Annotated in this window: 11 protein-coding genes; 6 read left to right on the top strand and 5 right to left on the bottom strand. The window is 70.0% G+C overall.

Annotated elements, in window-relative coordinates:
• The first annotated feature begins 18 nt into the window (after positions 1-18).
• Both mca and AB0I06_RS10605 read left to right on the top strand, forming a co-directional pair.
• On the top strand, positions 19-900 hold the full coding sequence (gene mca / locus AB0I06_RS10610; RefSeq protein WP_363118394.1) for a mycothiol conjugate amidase Mca: 882 nt from the start codon (positions 19-21) through the stop codon (positions 898-900).
• On the top strand, positions 893-1,186 hold the full coding sequence (locus tag AB0I06_RS10605) for a hypothetical protein (protein ID WP_363118393.1): 294 nt from the start codon (positions 893-895) through the stop codon (positions 1,184-1,186). Before mca ends, AB0I06_RS10605 begins: the two co-directional genes overlap by 8 nt.
• A gap of 248 nt (positions 1,187-1,434) precedes the next feature.
• On the opposite strand, the gene AB0I06_RS10600 is transcribed toward AB0I06_RS10605, so the two are convergent.
• The 5 genes from AB0I06_RS10600 to AB0I06_RS10580 form a co-directional block, all read right to left on the bottom strand.
• The gene (locus AB0I06_RS10600; protein ID WP_363118391.1) at positions 1,435-4,635 is read right to left on the bottom strand and encodes a tetratricopeptide repeat protein; all 3,201 of its coding nucleotides are present in this window, start codon (positions 4,633-4,635) and stop codon (positions 1,435-1,437) included.
• 266 nt (positions 4,636-4,901) lie between these two features.
• Positions 4,902-5,435, bottom strand: coding sequence for a hypothetical protein (locus AB0I06_RS10595; RefSeq protein ID WP_363118390.1), 534 nt, complete (start codon positions 5,433-5,435; stop codon positions 4,902-4,904).
• 26 nt (positions 5,436-5,461) lie between these two features.
• Positions 5,462-7,441, bottom strand: a complete 1,980-nt coding sequence (locus AB0I06_RS10590; RefSeq protein ID WP_363118389.1) for a hypothetical protein — start codon at positions 7,439-7,441, stop codon at positions 5,462-5,464.
• Entirely contained in the window at positions 7,438-8,601 is a 1,164-nt protein-coding gene (locus tag AB0I06_RS10585; RefSeq protein ID WP_363118388.1) for a 5'-methylthioadenosine/S-adenosylhomocysteine nucleosidase, read from the bottom strand. Before AB0I06_RS10585 ends, AB0I06_RS10590 begins: the two co-directional genes overlap by 4 nt.
• Positions 8,602-9,345 (bottom strand): NUDIX domain-containing protein, encoded by a 744-nt coding sequence (locus tag AB0I06_RS10580; protein WP_363118387.1) that lies wholly within the window; start codon positions 9,343-9,345, stop codon positions 8,602-8,604. It abuts the gene before it with no gap.
• Between the two features lie 501 nt (positions 9,346-9,846).
• Here AB0I06_RS10580 and AB0I06_RS10575 point away from each other — a divergent pair.
• From AB0I06_RS10575 to AB0I06_RS10560, 4 genes are all read left to right on the top strand, one after another.
• Positions 9,847-11,877 carry a thioredoxin domain-containing protein gene (locus AB0I06_RS10575; protein WP_363118386.1) on the top strand — a complete coding sequence of 677 codons (2,031 nt, stop codon included), beginning with the start codon at positions 9,847-9,849 and terminating at the stop codon, positions 11,875-11,877.
• 146 nt (positions 11,878-12,023) lie between these two features.
• The gene (locus AB0I06_RS10570; protein ID WP_363118385.1) at positions 12,024-13,313 is read left to right on the top strand and encodes a glycosyltransferase; all 1,290 of its coding nucleotides are present in this window, start codon (positions 12,024-12,026) and stop codon (positions 13,311-13,313) included.
• Positions 13,310-14,959, top strand: coding sequence for a phospholipid carrier-dependent glycosyltransferase (locus tag AB0I06_RS10565; RefSeq protein ID WP_363118384.1), 1,650 nt, complete (start codon positions 13,310-13,312; stop codon positions 14,957-14,959). The genes AB0I06_RS10570 and AB0I06_RS10565 overlap by 4 nt, the downstream gene beginning before the upstream one ends.
• Positions 14,956-16,149, top strand: a complete 1,194-nt coding sequence (locus AB0I06_RS10560; RefSeq protein ID WP_363118383.1) for a glycosyltransferase family 2 protein — start codon at positions 14,956-14,958, stop codon at positions 16,147-16,149. Before AB0I06_RS10565 ends, AB0I06_RS10560 begins: the two co-directional genes overlap by 4 nt.
• Positions 16,150-16,205: the final 56 nt, after the last annotated feature.

The raw sequence follows: 16,205 nt of genomic DNA, 5'->3' as shown, positions 1-16,205 counted from the left end.
CTTACTGAGGATTGAGTCTTGACTGACCAGTTGCGACTGATGGCCGTTCACGCCCACCCCGACGACGAGTCGAGCAAGGGCGCCGCGACCATGGCGAAGTACGTGTCCGAGGGGGTGGACGTGCTGGTCGTGACCTGCACGGGCGGGGAACGCGGCTCCATCCTCAATCCGAAGCTCCAGGGCGACGCGTACATCGAGGAGCACATTCACGAGGTGCGCAAGAAGGAGATGGACGAGGCCCGGGAGATCCTGGGCGTCAAGCAGGAGTGGCTCGGCTTCGTCGACTCCGGCCTGCCCGAGGGGGACCCGCTGCCGCCGCTGCCCGAGGGCTGCTTCGCCCTGGAGGACGTGGACCACGCGGCCGGTGAGCTGGTGCGCAAGATCCGCGCGTTCCGCCCGCAGGTGATCACCACCTACGACGAGAACGGCGGCTACCCGCACCCCGACCACATCATGACCCACAAGATCTCGATGGTGGCGTTCGAGTCGGCGGCGGACACCGAGAAGTACCCGGAGGCCGAGTACGGCCCCGCCTACCAGCCGCAGAAGCTCTACTACAACCAGGGCTTCAACCGCCCGCGCACCGAGGCCCTGCACCAGGCGATGCTGGACCGCGGCATGGAGTCCCCCTACGGGGACTGGCTCAAGCGCTGGGAGGAATTCGGCATGAAGCAGCGCACGCTCACCACGCACATCCCCTGCGCCGAGTTCTACGAGATCCGCGACAAGGCGCTGATCGCCCACGCCACGCAGATCGACCCGGACGGCGGCTGGTTCAAGGTGCCGATGGAGATCCAGAAGGAGGTCTGGCCGACCGAGGAGTACGAGCTGGCGAAGTCCCTCGTCGATACCTCCCTCCCCGAGGACGACCTCTTTGCGGGCATCCGCGACAATGCCTGACATGAGCGCAAGCGCAAGCCTGGCAATGACGCACCTCGTCACCTTCGCCAAGGAGGTCGACGAGGACAAGGTCACCCCCGGCGTCCTCGGTTTCATCGTCTTCGCGGCGATGGCCCTGGCGGTGTGGGCCCTGATGAAGTCCATGAGCCGGCACATGAACCGGGTGGACTTCAAGCAGGTCCCGGAGCCGAGGTCGGAGCAGCCGGAACCGGCGGAACCGGCCGCGTCGGAGGAGTCGGCCGAGAGCGCCGCCGGCGCCGGCAAGAAGCCGTCCGGAAACGGCTAGCCGTCCGGAGCGGCTAGCTGTGCTGTTCGGAACGGCTGACCGCCCGGAGCGGCCGACCGTCCGGAGACGGTCGGCACCCGGCGGCCCGGCCGGTGTCCTCCCCCGGGAGTGCGCGGCCACTGACAGCGGAAGGTGTGCCGTCTCCGGCCGCAGATGACCGGAGCGCGCGCCCGACGGGCCCTTCCCCCGGACGAAGCAGTGGCGAGGGGGCAGGGCTCGGCGGCGTCCCCCGACGATCCGCGGGGGCGTCACCCCCCTCCCGTCGGGACCGGCACCCCCATCACCTCGCGCGCATGCCGGTTCGGCACCATGCCCAGGCGCCAGGCCTGCCAGCCCGCCTCCAGGGTCACGCCGCGTTCCAGCAGGAGCTGGAAGGCGTCGATGTAGTCGTCCAGCTTGCCGTCCCGCAGGTCGTGGCCCGCACGCGACAACCGGGTCAGCTCCTCCTGGGCCACCGCCGTGCCGACCTCCATGCCGCCCGGGGCGGCATAGGGAAGCAGGGTGCAGCGCAGGAAGCGGGCCCAGTCCTCGCCCCGGCGGTCGCCGTAGGACGTGAACAGCTCCACCGCCTCGTCGCACAGGGCCAGGGCCTGCTGCGTGCGGGCGTTGCCCGCGTCGACGACCGCCAGCTCCAGGCACGTCCACGCCTCGCCGTGGGCGACGCCGATGCGCTGGAAGTCGGCCCGGGCGTCGACCAGCAGCTGGCGGGCGAAGCCAGAGTTGCGCAGCGAGCCCGTCTGGGCCGCTCGCTGGTCGCGGGTGACGCGGGCGGAGTGGTGGCGGGCGCAGGCCAGGCCGTAGACGTCCCGCATGCGCGAGAACATCGTGCGGGCGCGTTCCAGTTCGCGGACCGCCTGGTCGAGGTCGCCCGTCTCCTCAAGGGCCTGGCCCAGGTAGTACAGCGTCCAGGCCTCGCCGCGCGCGTCCTCGTTGTCACGGTGCCGGGCCGCCGCCCCGCGCAGTTCCTCCACCGCCGGTGACGCGTCCCCGGCCACCAGCAGCGCCCGGGCCAGCTGCGTCAGGGCCCAGGCCTCCCCACGGGCGTCACGGGTCCGTCCGTACAGGTCGAGCGCCGCCCGCAGCTCCGACTCGGCACGCGGCACGTCCCCCATGCGCAGACCGAGCTGCCCCAGCTGGAAGTGCGCCCACGCCTGACCGTGCACGGACTCGCCCCGCCGGTGCAGCACCAGCGACTCGGTCAGCAGCTCCAGCGCCTGGGCCAGCCGGGCCCGGTCCCGCTCCACCGCCGCGAGCGCGTGCATCGTCCATGCCCGGTCCACGGCCAGCGCGGGGGAGGACTGGAGAGCCAAAGCCTCGCGGAGCTTCTCCGACGCCTCCGTCAGATTGCCCTGGTGGTGCAGGGTGATGCCGAGGGAGCACAGGGCACGCGCGGCCCCGGCGTCGTGATGGGCCTCCCGGTAGAGATCCACGACCGACGCGAGCGTCGTACGGGCCTTGTCCAGCTCGCCCAGCTGCCGCGCCGCGATACCCGTGCGCCACTGCACCGAGCGGACCAGCAGCCCCTCGTCCACCGCCTGGGCCAGCTCACTGATCTCGCCCAGGCGGTACAGGTCGCCGCGCAGCAGGCAGTAGTCGCACAGGGCACCCAGCAGGTTCAGCACCGCCGCCTGGTCCACGCCCTCGGCGTGCCGCAGCGCCGCCGTGATGAAGCTCGACTCGTCGTCCAGCCAGCGCAGCGCCTCGTCGAGGGAGGTGAAGCCGTACGGGCTGAAGCGGTTGGTGCGGGTCGACATGTTGCCGTCGACCATGCGCAGCACCGAGTCGGCCAGCTCGGCGTAGTTCACGATCAGCCGCTCCTGCGCGGCCGTGCGCTCGGCCGGCTCCTCCTCGTCGAGAAGGCGCGCCTGGGCGAAGGAACGCACCAGGTCGTGCAGCCGGTAGCGATCGCCGCGGACGTGGTCGATCAGGCCGGCTCGGGTCAGGGTCTGCAGATGGCGCTTGGCCTCCGCCTCGTCCGTGGCCAGCAGCGCGGCGGCCGCGGCGGCCCCGAGCGAGGCCCGGCCGGCCAGGGCCAGCCGGCGCAGCAGCCGCCGTACGGTCTCCGGCTGGTCGGTGTAGCGCAGCCACAGGGCACGCTCCACCGGCTCGACCGGGCCGTACGCGGCGAGGTCCGTGGCCAGTGCCCGGGGGGAGCGCGGGCCCAGGCACGAACCGGCGATGCGCAGCGCCAGCGGCAGCCCGCCGCACAGCTCCCGGACCCGGTCAGCGGACTCCGCGTCGTACGGCCCGGAACGATCCTGCGCCGCCGCGCCCAGCAGCTCCTCCGCGCCCGCCGCGTCCAGCGCGGCCACCGCCAGCTGGTGCACCCGAGCGGGCAGACCCGCCAGCTCCAGCGGGCCCCGCGCCGTCACCAGCACCAGGCTGTCGGACCGCTCCGGGACCAGGGCACGGATCTGCTCGGCGTCGGCGGCGTCATCGAGGACGACCGTGACCGGCAGGCCCGTCAGATGCTGGTGGTACAGCTCGCTCAGCCGTTTGACCTGCTGGTCGGGGGAGGAGCGCTCGCGGAACAGCAGTTGCTCGCGGGGCGCGCCGAGCCGGTTCAGCAGATGCAGCAGGGCGTCACGGGTGGACAGCGGGGACTCGCCCGGCCCGTCGGCGCGCAGATCGACGACGCAGGCACCCCGGAAGTAGTCCTTCAGATCGTGCGCGGCGTGCACCGCGAGCGCCGTACGGCCGCTGCCGGACGGGCCGTGCAGCACCACCACGGTCGGCTGCGTCTCCGTGCTCGCCCGGGCCGCCTGCACCCACTGCCGGATCTGCGCCAGCGCCTGCCGCCGCCCCGCGAAGGGCTCCGCCGGCTCGGGGAGCTGCGCGAAGGACTGCTCCAGCACATTGCGCCCGCGCGCAGCGGCGCTCTTGTCCGCGCCCCGCAGCCGGGGCCCGGTCTTCTTCGGCCCGGTCGACGCCGCCAGCACCCGCTGCTGGTCAAGGAACGGCCGGATGCCCCGCACCTCCAGCGCCGTCAGCCACTGGAGCCGCAACTGCTCGGGCCCGCCCGGCTGGCTCACGGCACCGGCGCGGCGGCTCGCGGCCGGCAGATGCGAACCGACCACCTTCACCACCGTCGCCGCCGCCCCCACGACACCCACCGTCACACCCGCCCCCAGAGCGGTCCCGGTCCCCGTGCCGAGCGTCAGGTCGGCGACCACGGCCGCGACCGCCGCCACCCCCGCCACCAGCAGCGGCGTCCCGCCACCCTCCCGGGCGTAGCGCTCCGCGAAGGTCAGCTGACCGGCCGCCGCCTCGTCCAGGGCGCGCGTATAGGCCTCGTACTCCTCGGACGCGCTGCGCGCCATGAGGTCGAGCGCCCCGCGGGCCCGTGCGAGCAGCACCTTCCCGTCGCTGCGCCCGCCCGAACGCCGCACCTCCTCCTCCACGGCCCGCTGCAACAGCCGCTCGGCCTCCACCCGATGACTGTCCCGCATGTCAGGTCCCCCTCCGGCCACAACTCCTGGGCCTATGAGTGTCCTTGGTGGGAGGCGTGAGCGCGAGGGGGTGACGATCAACGGTTGCGGTCCGGTGACCTGCGCGCCGCCCGCAGGCAGCAGGTGCGCGTTCCGTGGCCGGGCGGCCGACGTGAGGCAGGATGGAAGCATGCCGAACCGACTGGCGCACGAGACGTCCCCGTACCTGCTCCAGTCCCCCCGTCGACTGGTGGCTGTGGTCGGAGGAGGCGTCTCGGGGACTGTCGCTACCGCTCCCTACGACGCAGGAACTGCCAGCCCAGTACGGCAAGGGCGAGCGTCTGCCCGAGAGAAGTGAGCATGAGAAGGGGCTGAATGACGGGAGAGCACCAGAATGCGGTCGTGCAGACCATGGGCAGGACCAGATACGTGAACAGGTCCACCGCAGTCTGCAGCCGCTTGCGCACAGTGCGGCCCGAAACGTTGCGGTGGTAGACCTCCCAGCCGAAAACTGCGCCATCGGCGGAGGCCAGTTGCCTCAGGCGCGGTCCTAGCCGGTCGCGTACGTAGCAGCCGATCGCCGAGATCTTCTCGTCGTTGACCAGGTAGGTCCAGCCCAGGATCAGGCAGATCGCGGGGACGGAGAGCAATAGCCGGGACTGTCCGCTCTGGGCGGTGATCGCCACGACCGCAGTGGCAGCGGCGAGCGTGAAGTAGAGCAGATTGTCGCGAAACCCTATACGGGTCTTCTGTTCCTCCTTGAGCCGGTCGTACTCGGCCAGAAGGATCTTGCCCTCGGTGACGTCGTCCGTGCGGGTCACAGGCACTCCTATGCTCGAGTCAAGGATCAGACAGCGATCTGGAAGGGCGCCAGACTGTCGGGGCCGTGCCGTTCGAGCCAGTTCTTCCCGTCCGCCGCTATACCTTCCAGGAGGCGGAAGGTGTGGGTGGTGCCGGCCGAGCTGAGGTTGATCTCGGTAATTTCCTGCGCATTCTCGGTCGGTGCCAGTTGATGGGCGTCGGCGTCCTTGACGCGCATCTTCCTTGCCGGTCCGTTGGTGAGGACGAGCTCCAGGTCGTAGCCGATGTCGTTCTCCGTCACCTGCACGGAGGTCAGTGCGTCGAACCGGTAGTTGCTCCGCTGCTCATTCCTGCGCGTCGCGTCGGAGAAATTGAACTCCGCACTGACCTCGCGGATACCGTCCTGGGTGAATAGGAACAGGCGGAAGACGTAGTGCGAGTACCGCCATGGGCCGCCTCGGACCCGGCCTCGTTTGTACGAAGGAGCCGGGGCTACCAGGATGGTGTGGGTGATCAGGTCGCGCCAGGTGAGCCGGTGGTGCCGGAGTGCCGCATCGACGAACGTCGACTTGTCGCAAGCGAGCCAGGTCTCCATCTCCAGTTCGCTGGGGCGCGTGGCGTCCAGGAACGACTGCCAGCGCTGGTAGGCGATCTGTCGTGCGGTCAACTTCTCGGTGTACTCCTGAGCCTCCCGGTCCAGCCGGTGCTCTTCACGCCGTACCTCCAGCCATCGGTAAGCGGTCGCGTGCCCGGACCAGGCCGCACCGAGCACGGCCAGGAACGCCCACAGAGCTTGTGGTTGGGCGCCCGCGGAGGCTGCCGTGCCGAACGCGGACAGAGCCGCCGCACCGAGAACCGTGAGGGCCGCAATGGTCAGAGCCTTCGTCCTGCCCGGAGTCTGGTCCTGGCGGTGCTGATCGGACAAGGTGCCGTTGTTGTAGCGATCTCGGGCGTTCTCGGCGAGGTACCGGATCAGCCAGTCGACCCGCTCCACACCAATCCGGCTCTCCCGATAGAGGTCCGCGATCTCGGCGGCGAGACTGCTGCGGATCTGCGCCGTGTGGGCGAGCCAGGCGTCCGAGGTGAACCCGCGCGGCCTGCGCACACTGAAGTAGTGATCGAATGAATGGCGGACGCGTTTGGTGAACCCGTCCTCGGCGGAGGCGGGGTCGCGCGGCTGTGGGACGCGGGCCCCGGCCCCGAGACCCGGCTTGGGCATCCGGCCCCACCACCGAACGCCGAAGCGAGCCGCAGTCAGGCCCGCGCCGAGTGCCATCGATAACTCGACGATCGCCCGGCCCGGATCCGCGACCAGTGCCAGGACCCAGAGGAGCGCACTGCTGACAACGAACAGGGCAGCCCGGACAGGGAGGGCCGCTTTGGCTGCGTCAGCAGTGCTCGGGCGCGGCGCGAGGGCCCGCGGCGCCATCGGGGTGGGTGCGAAGTAGGCCCAGACCCGTCTGCCCCGGTCATTGCCGAAGCGTTCTGCATGGGCCCGTTCGAGGGTCTCTGCCCACAGGTCGTCCTTCAGCCCTCCGGTGAGCATGAGGTCTAGGTGGCGGAGGATCGCGTCGTGCTGGCGGGGTGGCAGGCCCTGCAGCTGCTTCAGCACGGGGCCGGTCTCGCTGCCGGTGGTGCTGAGTACCGCCAACAGGTCGAAAGTGACGCGCAGGGCTTCCTTCCACTCGTCCTCGGGGTAGGTCCGTACGAGGCTGGAGGTGTAGCGCAGCCGCTGGACCTCTTCGGTGCTCAGGTCGTGGTGGGTGCGTGCGCTGAGCATGGCGAGCACCCAATGGAATCGAACCTCCGCGCTGTCGTGGCCGCGGGAGATCGCATCAGTGATCATTTCTCGGGCTCGGCTGGGTACGCCGTCCTCCAGGAGCTGCACGCCGACCCGGTACCTCTCCTGCGGCGAGGCGTCCGGGTGGACGATGTAGATGTTGGAGTCGTGTACGGTCTCGGCCTGGATCCCAATGGTGGAGTTGTATGCGGCCGAGCTGTACGTGGCACCTTCGGTGGGGCTCATGCCAGGTCACCAGCCGCTGCGACCATGGAAGCCAACGTGGCCACCAGCGCGGGGCACTCCGCGACCAGCCCACGTAGCCTCTTGAGCGTCATGACCGTCCGTTTCGACGATTCAGGTGTGCGCTCCTCGGCCGACCGGAGGGCGGAGTCCAGATCGTTCAGAGCCTCCCGGTAGCTGTCCTCATCGAGGGCGCCCTCGGCGCGGTGCCACCCCAGCTGATCGCGGAAGCTGTTCAGTTCCGTGATCAGCTCCGCCGGTCCGGATGCCTTAGGGGCCGCATTCATGTGGACACTGCTGCCAGTGACTGAGCTGGCCATGATGCCGACGGTGCTGTTGTGGACGGTGTTGCTGACGTTCCGGTCAAACCGGTCGGACGAAGGGGCCCTGCCATCCTGGGGCATTGCGGCCTCCTCCTGCTCGCGTATCAGTTCCACTGCCAATCGGACGGCGAACGCCGCCGCGTTCGCCGCGGCCCGCGGCTGCCACCGGCGGTCCTCCGAGCTGCTCTTCGTGCCGTCCGCCCGGTCGCTGATCCCCCGGACGATGGCCACCGGCGCTCCGCTGAGATGGCCGGCCTGGGCCACACCGGCCGCCTCCATCTCGATGGCGAGGGCGTCGTTGTAATGCTGTCGGATCCATTTCGCCTCGGCCGAGAGCCGCGAATTCTGGACGATCTCGCCTGCGGCGATCGCTCCGAAACGCACCTGCGGTCCATCTTCGTGACCGGGTGTGGGGTCGGTCCAGTCGCCCAGACGGGCCAGGTGCGAGGCGACCTGACTGATGCCGTGCGGCGCTTCCCACGCTCGGGGGCGGGCTTTGAGTCCGTCGTCCTCGCTGGTCCCGCCGTGGTAGGCATACACGTGTGACGCCATCACCACGTCACCCAGCCTGGTGGCGTCCCACAGGGCGCCGGCGACGCCGACGAAGATTACGGTCAACGGCGAGAACTCCTGGATCGCGCGCTCTGCGATCACCGCGGCGGAATGGTTCCCCTTGTGTGTCAGGCCGAGCGCTACGCGGCACGATGTGCCGCGTACGGTGCCCACTTCGAACCGGGTACCGCGCTCATGGCGATGCACCTGAAGATCTGCCAGTCGCTGGCGCACGGACTGATATTCAAGATTGAGGGCGGTGAGAATCACCACCGGGCCTTTCGGCATCTACTCCTCTTCCCGTCTCGTGTTCTCTTCCGTCGCAGTTGGCGCGGGTCGGATCAGCGGTGGGAACAGCACGGTGTTCGGACCGGCCCGGTACAGCCGTGCGGGCCGTCCTCCCGTGGTCCTGCGGTCAGTGCCGGTGGGGACGATGAATCCCTTCGCGGCTTGGACCTTTCGATAGAAATTGCGGGTGTCGAGCGGTGTGCCCCAGACGGCTTCGTACACCTGCTGAAGCTCTGCGATGGTGAAGCTCTCCCCGCAGAACGCAGTCGCCAGCGCTGAAAATTCGATCTTGGTGCGCGCCCGTTCGATCGCATCTGCGGCGATTCGACGGTGATCGAAGGCGAGGGCAACCTCGCCGGACAGGACGGCTTCTGCGGGAGTCCAGGCGGCGTCGGTGGCATCCGTCCCCGCGACAGGGTCGGGCAGCCCTGGTGCGATCGCCAGGTGAGCTACGGAGACGACTCGGCCCCGCGGGTCGCGACCCAAGCTTCCGTAGACGGCCAGCTGTTCAAGGTGCACCGAGCCGGAGGTCAGGGCCGTTTCCTCCCGTAGTTCGCGGTGGGCGGCGTCCAGGATCTCCTCGCCGTCGTGGCTGAGGAATCCTCCGGGTAGCGCGAGCATGCCCCGGAAGGGGTCCTCGCCCCGCTCCACCAAGAGGACATGCAGACGACTCTCGCGCAGCGTCAGGATCACGAGATCGACCGTCAGTAGGACAGCAGGCGGTGACCAGGCCTCATCTTGCATGCGCAGCAGGGTACTTCAGTTACTGTCACACGTACAAGAAGTGGGTTGTGGAGGCCGGCCCATCGCTCGATGCTGGGGTTATGGTGCACCCGGATGGTCACTGGTGGTCGGAAACGTCAACCCGCACCCGCCCGCGACGGCGCGCGACTGGCGGTGCTGGTGGAATCAATAGAGCGGGGCGGCCGTAGCGCTTCGCGTCGATGAACCGCGACCAGATCCTGAAACTTGGCGCGGTTGCGTAAGGAGCTGCTCCGTGGGTGAAATCTTCCGTCGGTGCGACTCAGATGTCGACAGAGGGCCCCCTTCGTCCTTGCGTGTCCCCGACGAGACTCGGCAGGTCCGGCGCTGCTGTGCCCAGCCTGCTGAGGGGTCGGGCAGCCCGGTTCGAAGGAGGCATAGGCTGGCCGCCACGAGATGGCCCACACGTGCGAGTCGGCCAAGCCAAGCGATCCCCGTGAAGGCTTCGCCGGACGCGCCGGACGTTGTGAGAGGCTGGGTCTCATGAACCGGCTGGCTGGTGTGACCTCGCCTTATCTGCTTCAGCACGCTGACAATCCGGTCGACTGGTGGCCGTGGGGACCCGAGGCGTTCGAGGAAGCGCAACGGCGCGATGTACCCGTTCTGCTATCGGTCGGATACTCTGCGTGTCACTGGTGTCACGTCATGGCGCACGAGTCCTTCGAGGACCAGGAGACCGCCGAGTACCTCAACGCGCACTACGTGAGCGTCAAGGTCGACCGGGAAGAGCGTCCCGACGTCGACGCCGTGTACATGGAGGCCGTGCAGGCGGCGACGGGGCACGGTGGCTGGCCCATGACCGTCTTCCTCACGCCGGACGCCGAGCCGTTCTACTTCGGTACGTACTTCCCGCCCGCTCCCCGCCAGGGCATGCCGTCCTTCCGGCAGGTGCTCCAGGGGGTGCACCAGGCGTGGGACGAGCGGCGGGACGAGGTGACCGAGGTCGCCGGGAAGATCGTCCGGGACCTGGCCGGGCGGGAGATCTCCTACGGCGACGCGCAGACCCCCGGCGAGGAGGAGCTCGCGCAGGCGTTGCTCGGGCTGACGCGGGAGTACGACCCGCAGCGCGGCGGTTTCGGCGGGGCGCCGAAGTTCCCGCCGTCGATGGTGCTGGAGTTCCTGCTGCGCCACCACGCCCGCACCGGTGCCGAAGGGGCGTTGCAGATGGCGCGGGACACCTGTGAGCGCATGGCCCGGGGCGGAATCTACGACCAGCTCGGGGGCGGGTTCGCGCGCTACTCGGTCGACCGTGACTGGGTGGTGCCGCACTTCGAGAAGATGCTGTACGACAACGCCCTGCTGTGCCGGGTGTACGCCCATCTGTGGCGCTCCACCGGTTCGGAGCTGGCGCGCCGGGTCGCCCTGGAGACCGCCGACTTCATGGTGCGTGAACTGCGCACCGCCGAGGGCGGGTTCGCCTCCGCGCTGGACGCCGACAGCGATGACGGCACCGGCAGGCACGTCGAGGGCGCGTACTACGTGTGGACGCCCGCGCAGCTGCGGGAGGTTCTGGGTGAGGAGGACGCCGAGCTCGCGGCCCGGCACTTCGGTGTGACCGAGGAGGGCACCTTCGAGGAGGGCGCGTCCGTGCTCCAACTGCCGGTGCGCGACGGTGTGTCCGACGCCGGGAAGGTCGCCTCGATCCGTGAGCGGCTGTTCGCCGAGCGGGCCGAGCGGCCCGCGCCCGGCCGGGACGACAAGGTCGTGGCCGCCTGGAACGGGCTGGCGATCGCGGCGCTGGCCGAGACCGGTGCCTACTTCGACCGGCCCGATCTGGTCGAGGCCGCCGTCGCCGCCGCCGACCTGCTGGTCCGGCTGCATCTGGACGAGCAGGCCCGGCTCACCCGCACCAGCAAGGACGGGCACGCCGGTGCCAACGCCGGTGTCCTGGAGGACTACGCGGATGTCGCGGAGGGTTTCCTCGCGCTCGCGTCCGTCACCGGCGAGGGCGTGTGGCTGGAGTTCGCCGGGTTCCTCCTCGATCACGTCCTGGAGCGCTTCACCGATGCCGAGTCGGGCTCGCTGTACGACACGGCCGCCGACGCCGAGCGGCTGATCCGCCGCCCGCAGGACCCGACCGACAATGCCACTCCCTCGGGCTGGACGGCGGCCGCGGGCGCCCTGCTGAGTTATGCCGCGCACACCGGCTCCGAGCCGCACCGCACCGCCGCCGAGAGGGCGTTGGGTGTCGTCAAGGCGCTGGGGCCGCGGGTGCCGCGCTTCATCGGGTGGGGTCTCGCCGTCGCGGAGGCCGTGCTGGACGGGCCGCGCGAGGTCGCGATCGTGGGTCCGTCCCTCGACCACGAGGCCTCAAGGGCTCTGCACCGCACGGCACTTCTGGGCACCGCGCCGGGTGCGGTGGTCGCCTTCGGCGCCCCGCAGAGCGAGGAGTTCCCGCTGCTCGCGGACCGTCCGCTGGTGGGTGGTGAACCGGCCGCCTATGTCTGCCGTAACTTCACGTGTGATGCCCCGACGACCGAGCCTGACCGGCTGCGTACGGTCTTGAGTGGCTGAAGTCACGTATCAACGGAAACATGGTCTTTATCTGAACAGCCCCCCTGCTTCACAGTTCCCCCCTAATCTCTGCACAGTGACGTGGTGGACGAGGCCGCACCGGCCCTCCGCCGCGTCAGGGGGCTCTGGGATCTGGGGGGATCTGCTTGCTGACGTCTGTCTTCATCGCTGCCGTTTCACTGGCCTTGTTCTGGATGGCGGCGTTCACCCTGTGGTGGCAGATGCACGCCTGGCGTACGCCGGAAGTGCTCGCCTCCACCCGGTTCAGCAGTCCGGACGGGGACGAGCACGTCTCGTTCTCGCTGTTACTGCCCGCCCGGCACGAACAGGCGGTGCTGGACCACACGATCCAGCGGCTGCTGGAGTCGAGCCACACCGACTTCGAGATCATCGTGATCGTCGGGCACGACGACCCGGAGACCACGGCGGTGGCCGAGCGGGCCGCCGCGCGTGACCCCCGGGTCCGGGTGGTCGTCGACACGCATGAGAAGAAGAACAAGCCGAAGGCCATGAACACGGCGCTGCCGCACTGCCGCGGCGATGTCGTCGGGGTCTTCGACGCGGAGGACCAGGTCCATCCCGAGCTCCTCGCGCACGTCGACCACGCCTTCCGCACCACCGGCGCGGACGTCGTCCAGGGCGGGGTGCAGTTGATCAACTTCCACTCCAGCTGGTACAGCCTGCGCAACTGCCTGGAGTACTTCTTCTGGTTCCGCTCGCGGCTCCACCTGCACGCGCAGAAAGGTTTCATTCCGCTCGGCGGCAACACCGTGTTCGTCCGCACGGACGTCCTGCGGGAAGCCGAGGGCTGGGACCCGGACTGCCTCGCCGAGGACTGCGACCTGGGCGTGCGCCTGTCCAGCGTCGGCAAGAAGGTCGTGGTCGCCTACGACTCCGACATGGTGACCCGGGAGGAGACCCCGGGCTCGCTGATGTCCCTGCTCAAGCAGCGCACCCGCTGGAACCAGGGCTTCCTCCAGGTGTACCGGAAGGGGGACTGGAGGCAACTGCCCACGCTCGGGCAGCGGTTGCTCGCCCGCTACACCCTGATGACGCCGTTCATGCAGGCCTTCACCGGCCTGATCATCCCGCTCAACGTGGCGATCGCGCTGTTCCTCGACGTGCCCGTCGGCATCGCCTTCATCACCTTCCTGCCGGCCGTCACCGCCCTGGTCACCTTCGTCTTCGAGGTCGTCGGACTGCACGACTTCGGCAAGCAGTACGGGCTGCGTGTCCGCTTCGCGCACTACCTCAAGCTGATCCTGGGCGGCCCCTTCTACCAGGTCCTGCTCGCCGGCGCGGCCGTGCGGGCCGTCTGGCGCGAGCAGCGCGGCCGCAACGACTGGGAGCTGACCAGCCATGTCGGGGCACACCTCGACGAGACGGCCGCGCACCGGCAGGACGTTCCCGTGACCCGAGAGGACGTTCCCGCGTGACCTCCACCCTTCCCGCGGTGACCGCCCCGAAGGTCCCCGCGCAGCGCCGGCCCGCGCCCCGCACCGGTGCGCACCGCCGCGTGGAGCCGCCGAGCCGGCTGCGCTCCTCCCGGCCCGACCTGCTCCTGTGCGGTGTGCTGCTCCTGGCGATCCTCGTCGTGCAGGGCTGGAACATCGCCGACTACCCCGCCCTCAGCGACGACGAGGGCACCTACCTCGCCCAGGCCTGGTCGGTCCAGCAGGGCAATGGGCTGGCCCACTACACCTACTGGTACGACCACCCGCCGCTGGGCTGGATCCAGCTCGCCGTGCTGACCTGGATCCCCGCGCTGATCAGCCCCGAGTCGATGACCGTGGGCACCATGCGCGCCACGATGCTGGTGATCAGCGGCATCAGCGCGGTCCTGGTCTTCGTGCTGGGCCGGCGCCTGGCGCTGCCCCGCTGGGCCGCCGCGCTCGGCATGGTGTTCTTCGGGCTCTCGCCGCTGTCCGTCGTGCTCCAGCGGGAGATCTTCCTCGACAACCTCGCGGTGATGTGGACGCTGCTGGCCTTCACGCTGGCCGCCTCCCCGAGCCGCCACCTCTGGCACCACTTCGGCGCGGGCATCGCGGCCGCCACGGCCGTGCTCACCAAGGAGACGATGCTCGTCGTCCTGCCCGCCCTGTTCCTCACCATGTGGCGCCACAGCCACCGGGACACCCGCAAGTTCGCCCTCACCGGAGCCGTCACGGCCTGCGCCCTGATCGGCTTCTCGTACCCCCTGTTCGCCCTGCTCAAGGGCGAGTTGCTGCCGGGCGCCGGGCACGTGTCCCTCTGGGACGGCGTCAAGTACCAGATGACCAGGCCGGGTTCGGGCTTCATCCTCGACCAGGGCTCCGGCTCCTGGGGCGTGCTCCAGTCGTGGCTGTACTACGACAAGATCCTGCCCCTCGGCGGCCTGGCGGGCGCCCTGCTCCTGCTCGTCACCTGGCGCTGGTCGGTCACCGCCCGCGCCCTGGCCGGGCCGGCCCTGGCCGTGGCGATCTTCGCCGCGCTGGCCCTGCGCCCCAACGGCTACCTGCCCGCGATGTACGTCATCCAGGCCCTGCCGTTCCTCGCGCTGGTCCTCGCCGGAGGAACCGCCTCCGTCGCCCACGCGGTGCTGAGCCGCTGGCGCGGCCAGGCGGAGCGGCGGTACGTCAGCGTGGGCCGGTACGCGCTCGCCGCCGTGCTCGCCCTGGCCGCCGGTGCCTACGTGGTGCCGCGCTGGTACGACGGCGCCCGCACGGCCGTCACCACCGACGCCAACGCCCCCTACGTGGCGGCGTCCAAGTGGCTGGCCACACAGGTCGAGGACCCGGAGCGCACCCGTGTGCTGGTCGACGACGCGCTCTGGCTGGACCTGGTGCACCAGGGCTACCGGCCGGGTCTCGGCGTCATCTGGTTCTACAAGGCCGACCTCGACCCCGCGGTGACGAAGACGATGCCGCGCGGCTGGAAGGACCTCGACTACGTCGTCGCCTCGCCGACCGTGCGGCGTGACGCGGCCGACCTGCCCAACGTCAAGGCCGCCATGGAGCACTCGGACCCGGTCGCCACCTTCGGCACCGGCGAGGACCGCATCGAGATCCGCCAGATCCAGACCACCGCCGGAGGCGCGCGATGAGCCAGGAGTCCACCGTCCCCGGCGAGGTCGTCGAAACCGCCGAGATCCCCGAGCCCGGCGCGGTCACCATCGTCGTACCGACGTTCAACGAGGCGGCGAACGTACGGCAGTTGCTGCACCAGATCACCGAGGCCGTGCCGGCCCGGCTGCCCTGCGAGGTCGTCTTCGTGGACGACTCCACCGACGACACGCCCGAGGTCATCGAGAAGGCGGCGCAGGACTGCCCGTTCCCGGTGACCGTCCTGCACCGCGAGGAGCCGGTGGGCGGGCTCGGCGGCGCGGTCGTCGAGGGCCTGAAGGCGGCCACGTCCGACTGGATCGTCGTGATGGACGGCGACTGCCAGCACCCGCCGTCCCTGGTGCCCGACCTGGTCGCCACCGGCGAACGGGCCAACGCCGGACTGGTCGTCGCCTCCCGGTACATCAAGGGCGGCAGCCGGGCCGGACTCGCGGGCAGCTACCGCGTGTTCGTCTCGCGCGGGGCGACCTGGCTGACCAAGGCGCTGTTCCCGCGCCGGCTGCACGGCATCAGCGACCCGATGAGCGGTTTCTTCGCGATCCGCCGCAGCGCGGTCACGGCGGAGGTGCTCCAGCCGCTCGGCTACAAGATCCTCCTGGAACTCGCCGTCCGCAGCCGCCCGGGCCGGGTCACCGAGGTGCCCTTCGTCTTCCAGGACCGGTTCGCCGGGGAGTCCAAGTCGACCGCGCAGGAAGGCTTCCGCTTCCTGCGCCACCTGGCCGGGCTGCGCGCCGCCTCCCCGGTGGCGCGCATGATCGGCTTCGGCCTGATCGGGCTGACCGGCTTCCTGCCGAACCTGGTCGGCCTGTGGGCGCTGACCGCCGTGGGCATGCACTACGTACCGGCGGAGATCCTCGCCAACCAGCTCGGTGTCGCCTGGAACTTCGTGCTGATCGAGCACCTGCTGTTCCGCGAGCGGCGCCGCCACCGTCGCTGGGGGGACCGCGCCGGGCGGTTCGCGCTGCTCGCCAACGCCGATCTGGTGCTGCGCATCCCGCTGATCGCACTGTTCGTACACCAGTTCCACCTGGGTGTGCTGTCGGCCACCGCGCTCGCGCTGGTGACGACGTTCGTCCTGCGCTTCGCCGGGACCGAAGCGCTGGTCTACCTGCCGCGCCGGGGGCGTGAGAAGCCCGCGCGCGGGAGCCGCACCGCGAGGAGAGCCGTGTGAACAAGTACCGGAGAAGAACCGCACTCGCCGGCGTGGGCGCCCTCACGGCCGGTCTG

The organism is Streptomyces sp. NPDC050674, assembly GCF_040654575.1.
GTDB lineage: Bacteria > Actinomycetota > Actinomycetes > Streptomycetales > Streptomycetaceae > Streptomyces.
The sequence above is the reverse complement of the archived record's forward strand: the minus strand, read 5'-3'. Positions and strand labels throughout refer to the sequence as shown.

What these genes read in the sequence shown, in the direction of transcription:
- AB0I06_RS10605 (WP_363118393.1), top strand. Translation starts at nt 893, where the DNA reads ATGCCTGACATGAGCGCAAGCGCAAGCCTGGCAATGACGCACCTCGTC.
- AB0I06_RS10600 (WP_363118391.1), bottom strand. Translation starts at nt 4,635, where the DNA reads ATGCGGGACAGTCATCGGGTGGAGGCCGAGCGGCTGTTGCAGCGGGCC.
- AB0I06_RS10590 (WP_363118389.1), bottom strand. Translation starts at nt 7,441, where the DNA reads ATGAGCCCCACCGAAGGTGCCACGTACAGCTCGGCCGCATACAACTCC.
- AB0I06_RS10585 (WP_363118388.1), bottom strand. Translation starts at nt 8,601, where the DNA reads ATGCCGAAAGGCCCGGTGGTGATTCTCACCGCCCTCAATCTTGAATAT.
- AB0I06_RS10580 (WP_363118387.1), bottom strand. Translation starts at nt 9,345, where the DNA reads ATGCAAGATGAGGCCTGGTCACCGCCTGCTGTCCTACTGACGGTCGAT.
- AB0I06_RS10575 (WP_363118386.1), top strand. Translation starts at nt 9,847, where the DNA reads ATGAACCGGCTGGCTGGTGTGACCTCGCCTTATCTGCTTCAGCACGCT.
- AB0I06_RS10560 (WP_363118383.1), top strand. Translation starts at nt 14,956, where the DNA reads ATGAGCCAGGAGTCCACCGTCCCCGGCGAGGTCGTCGAAACCGCCGAG.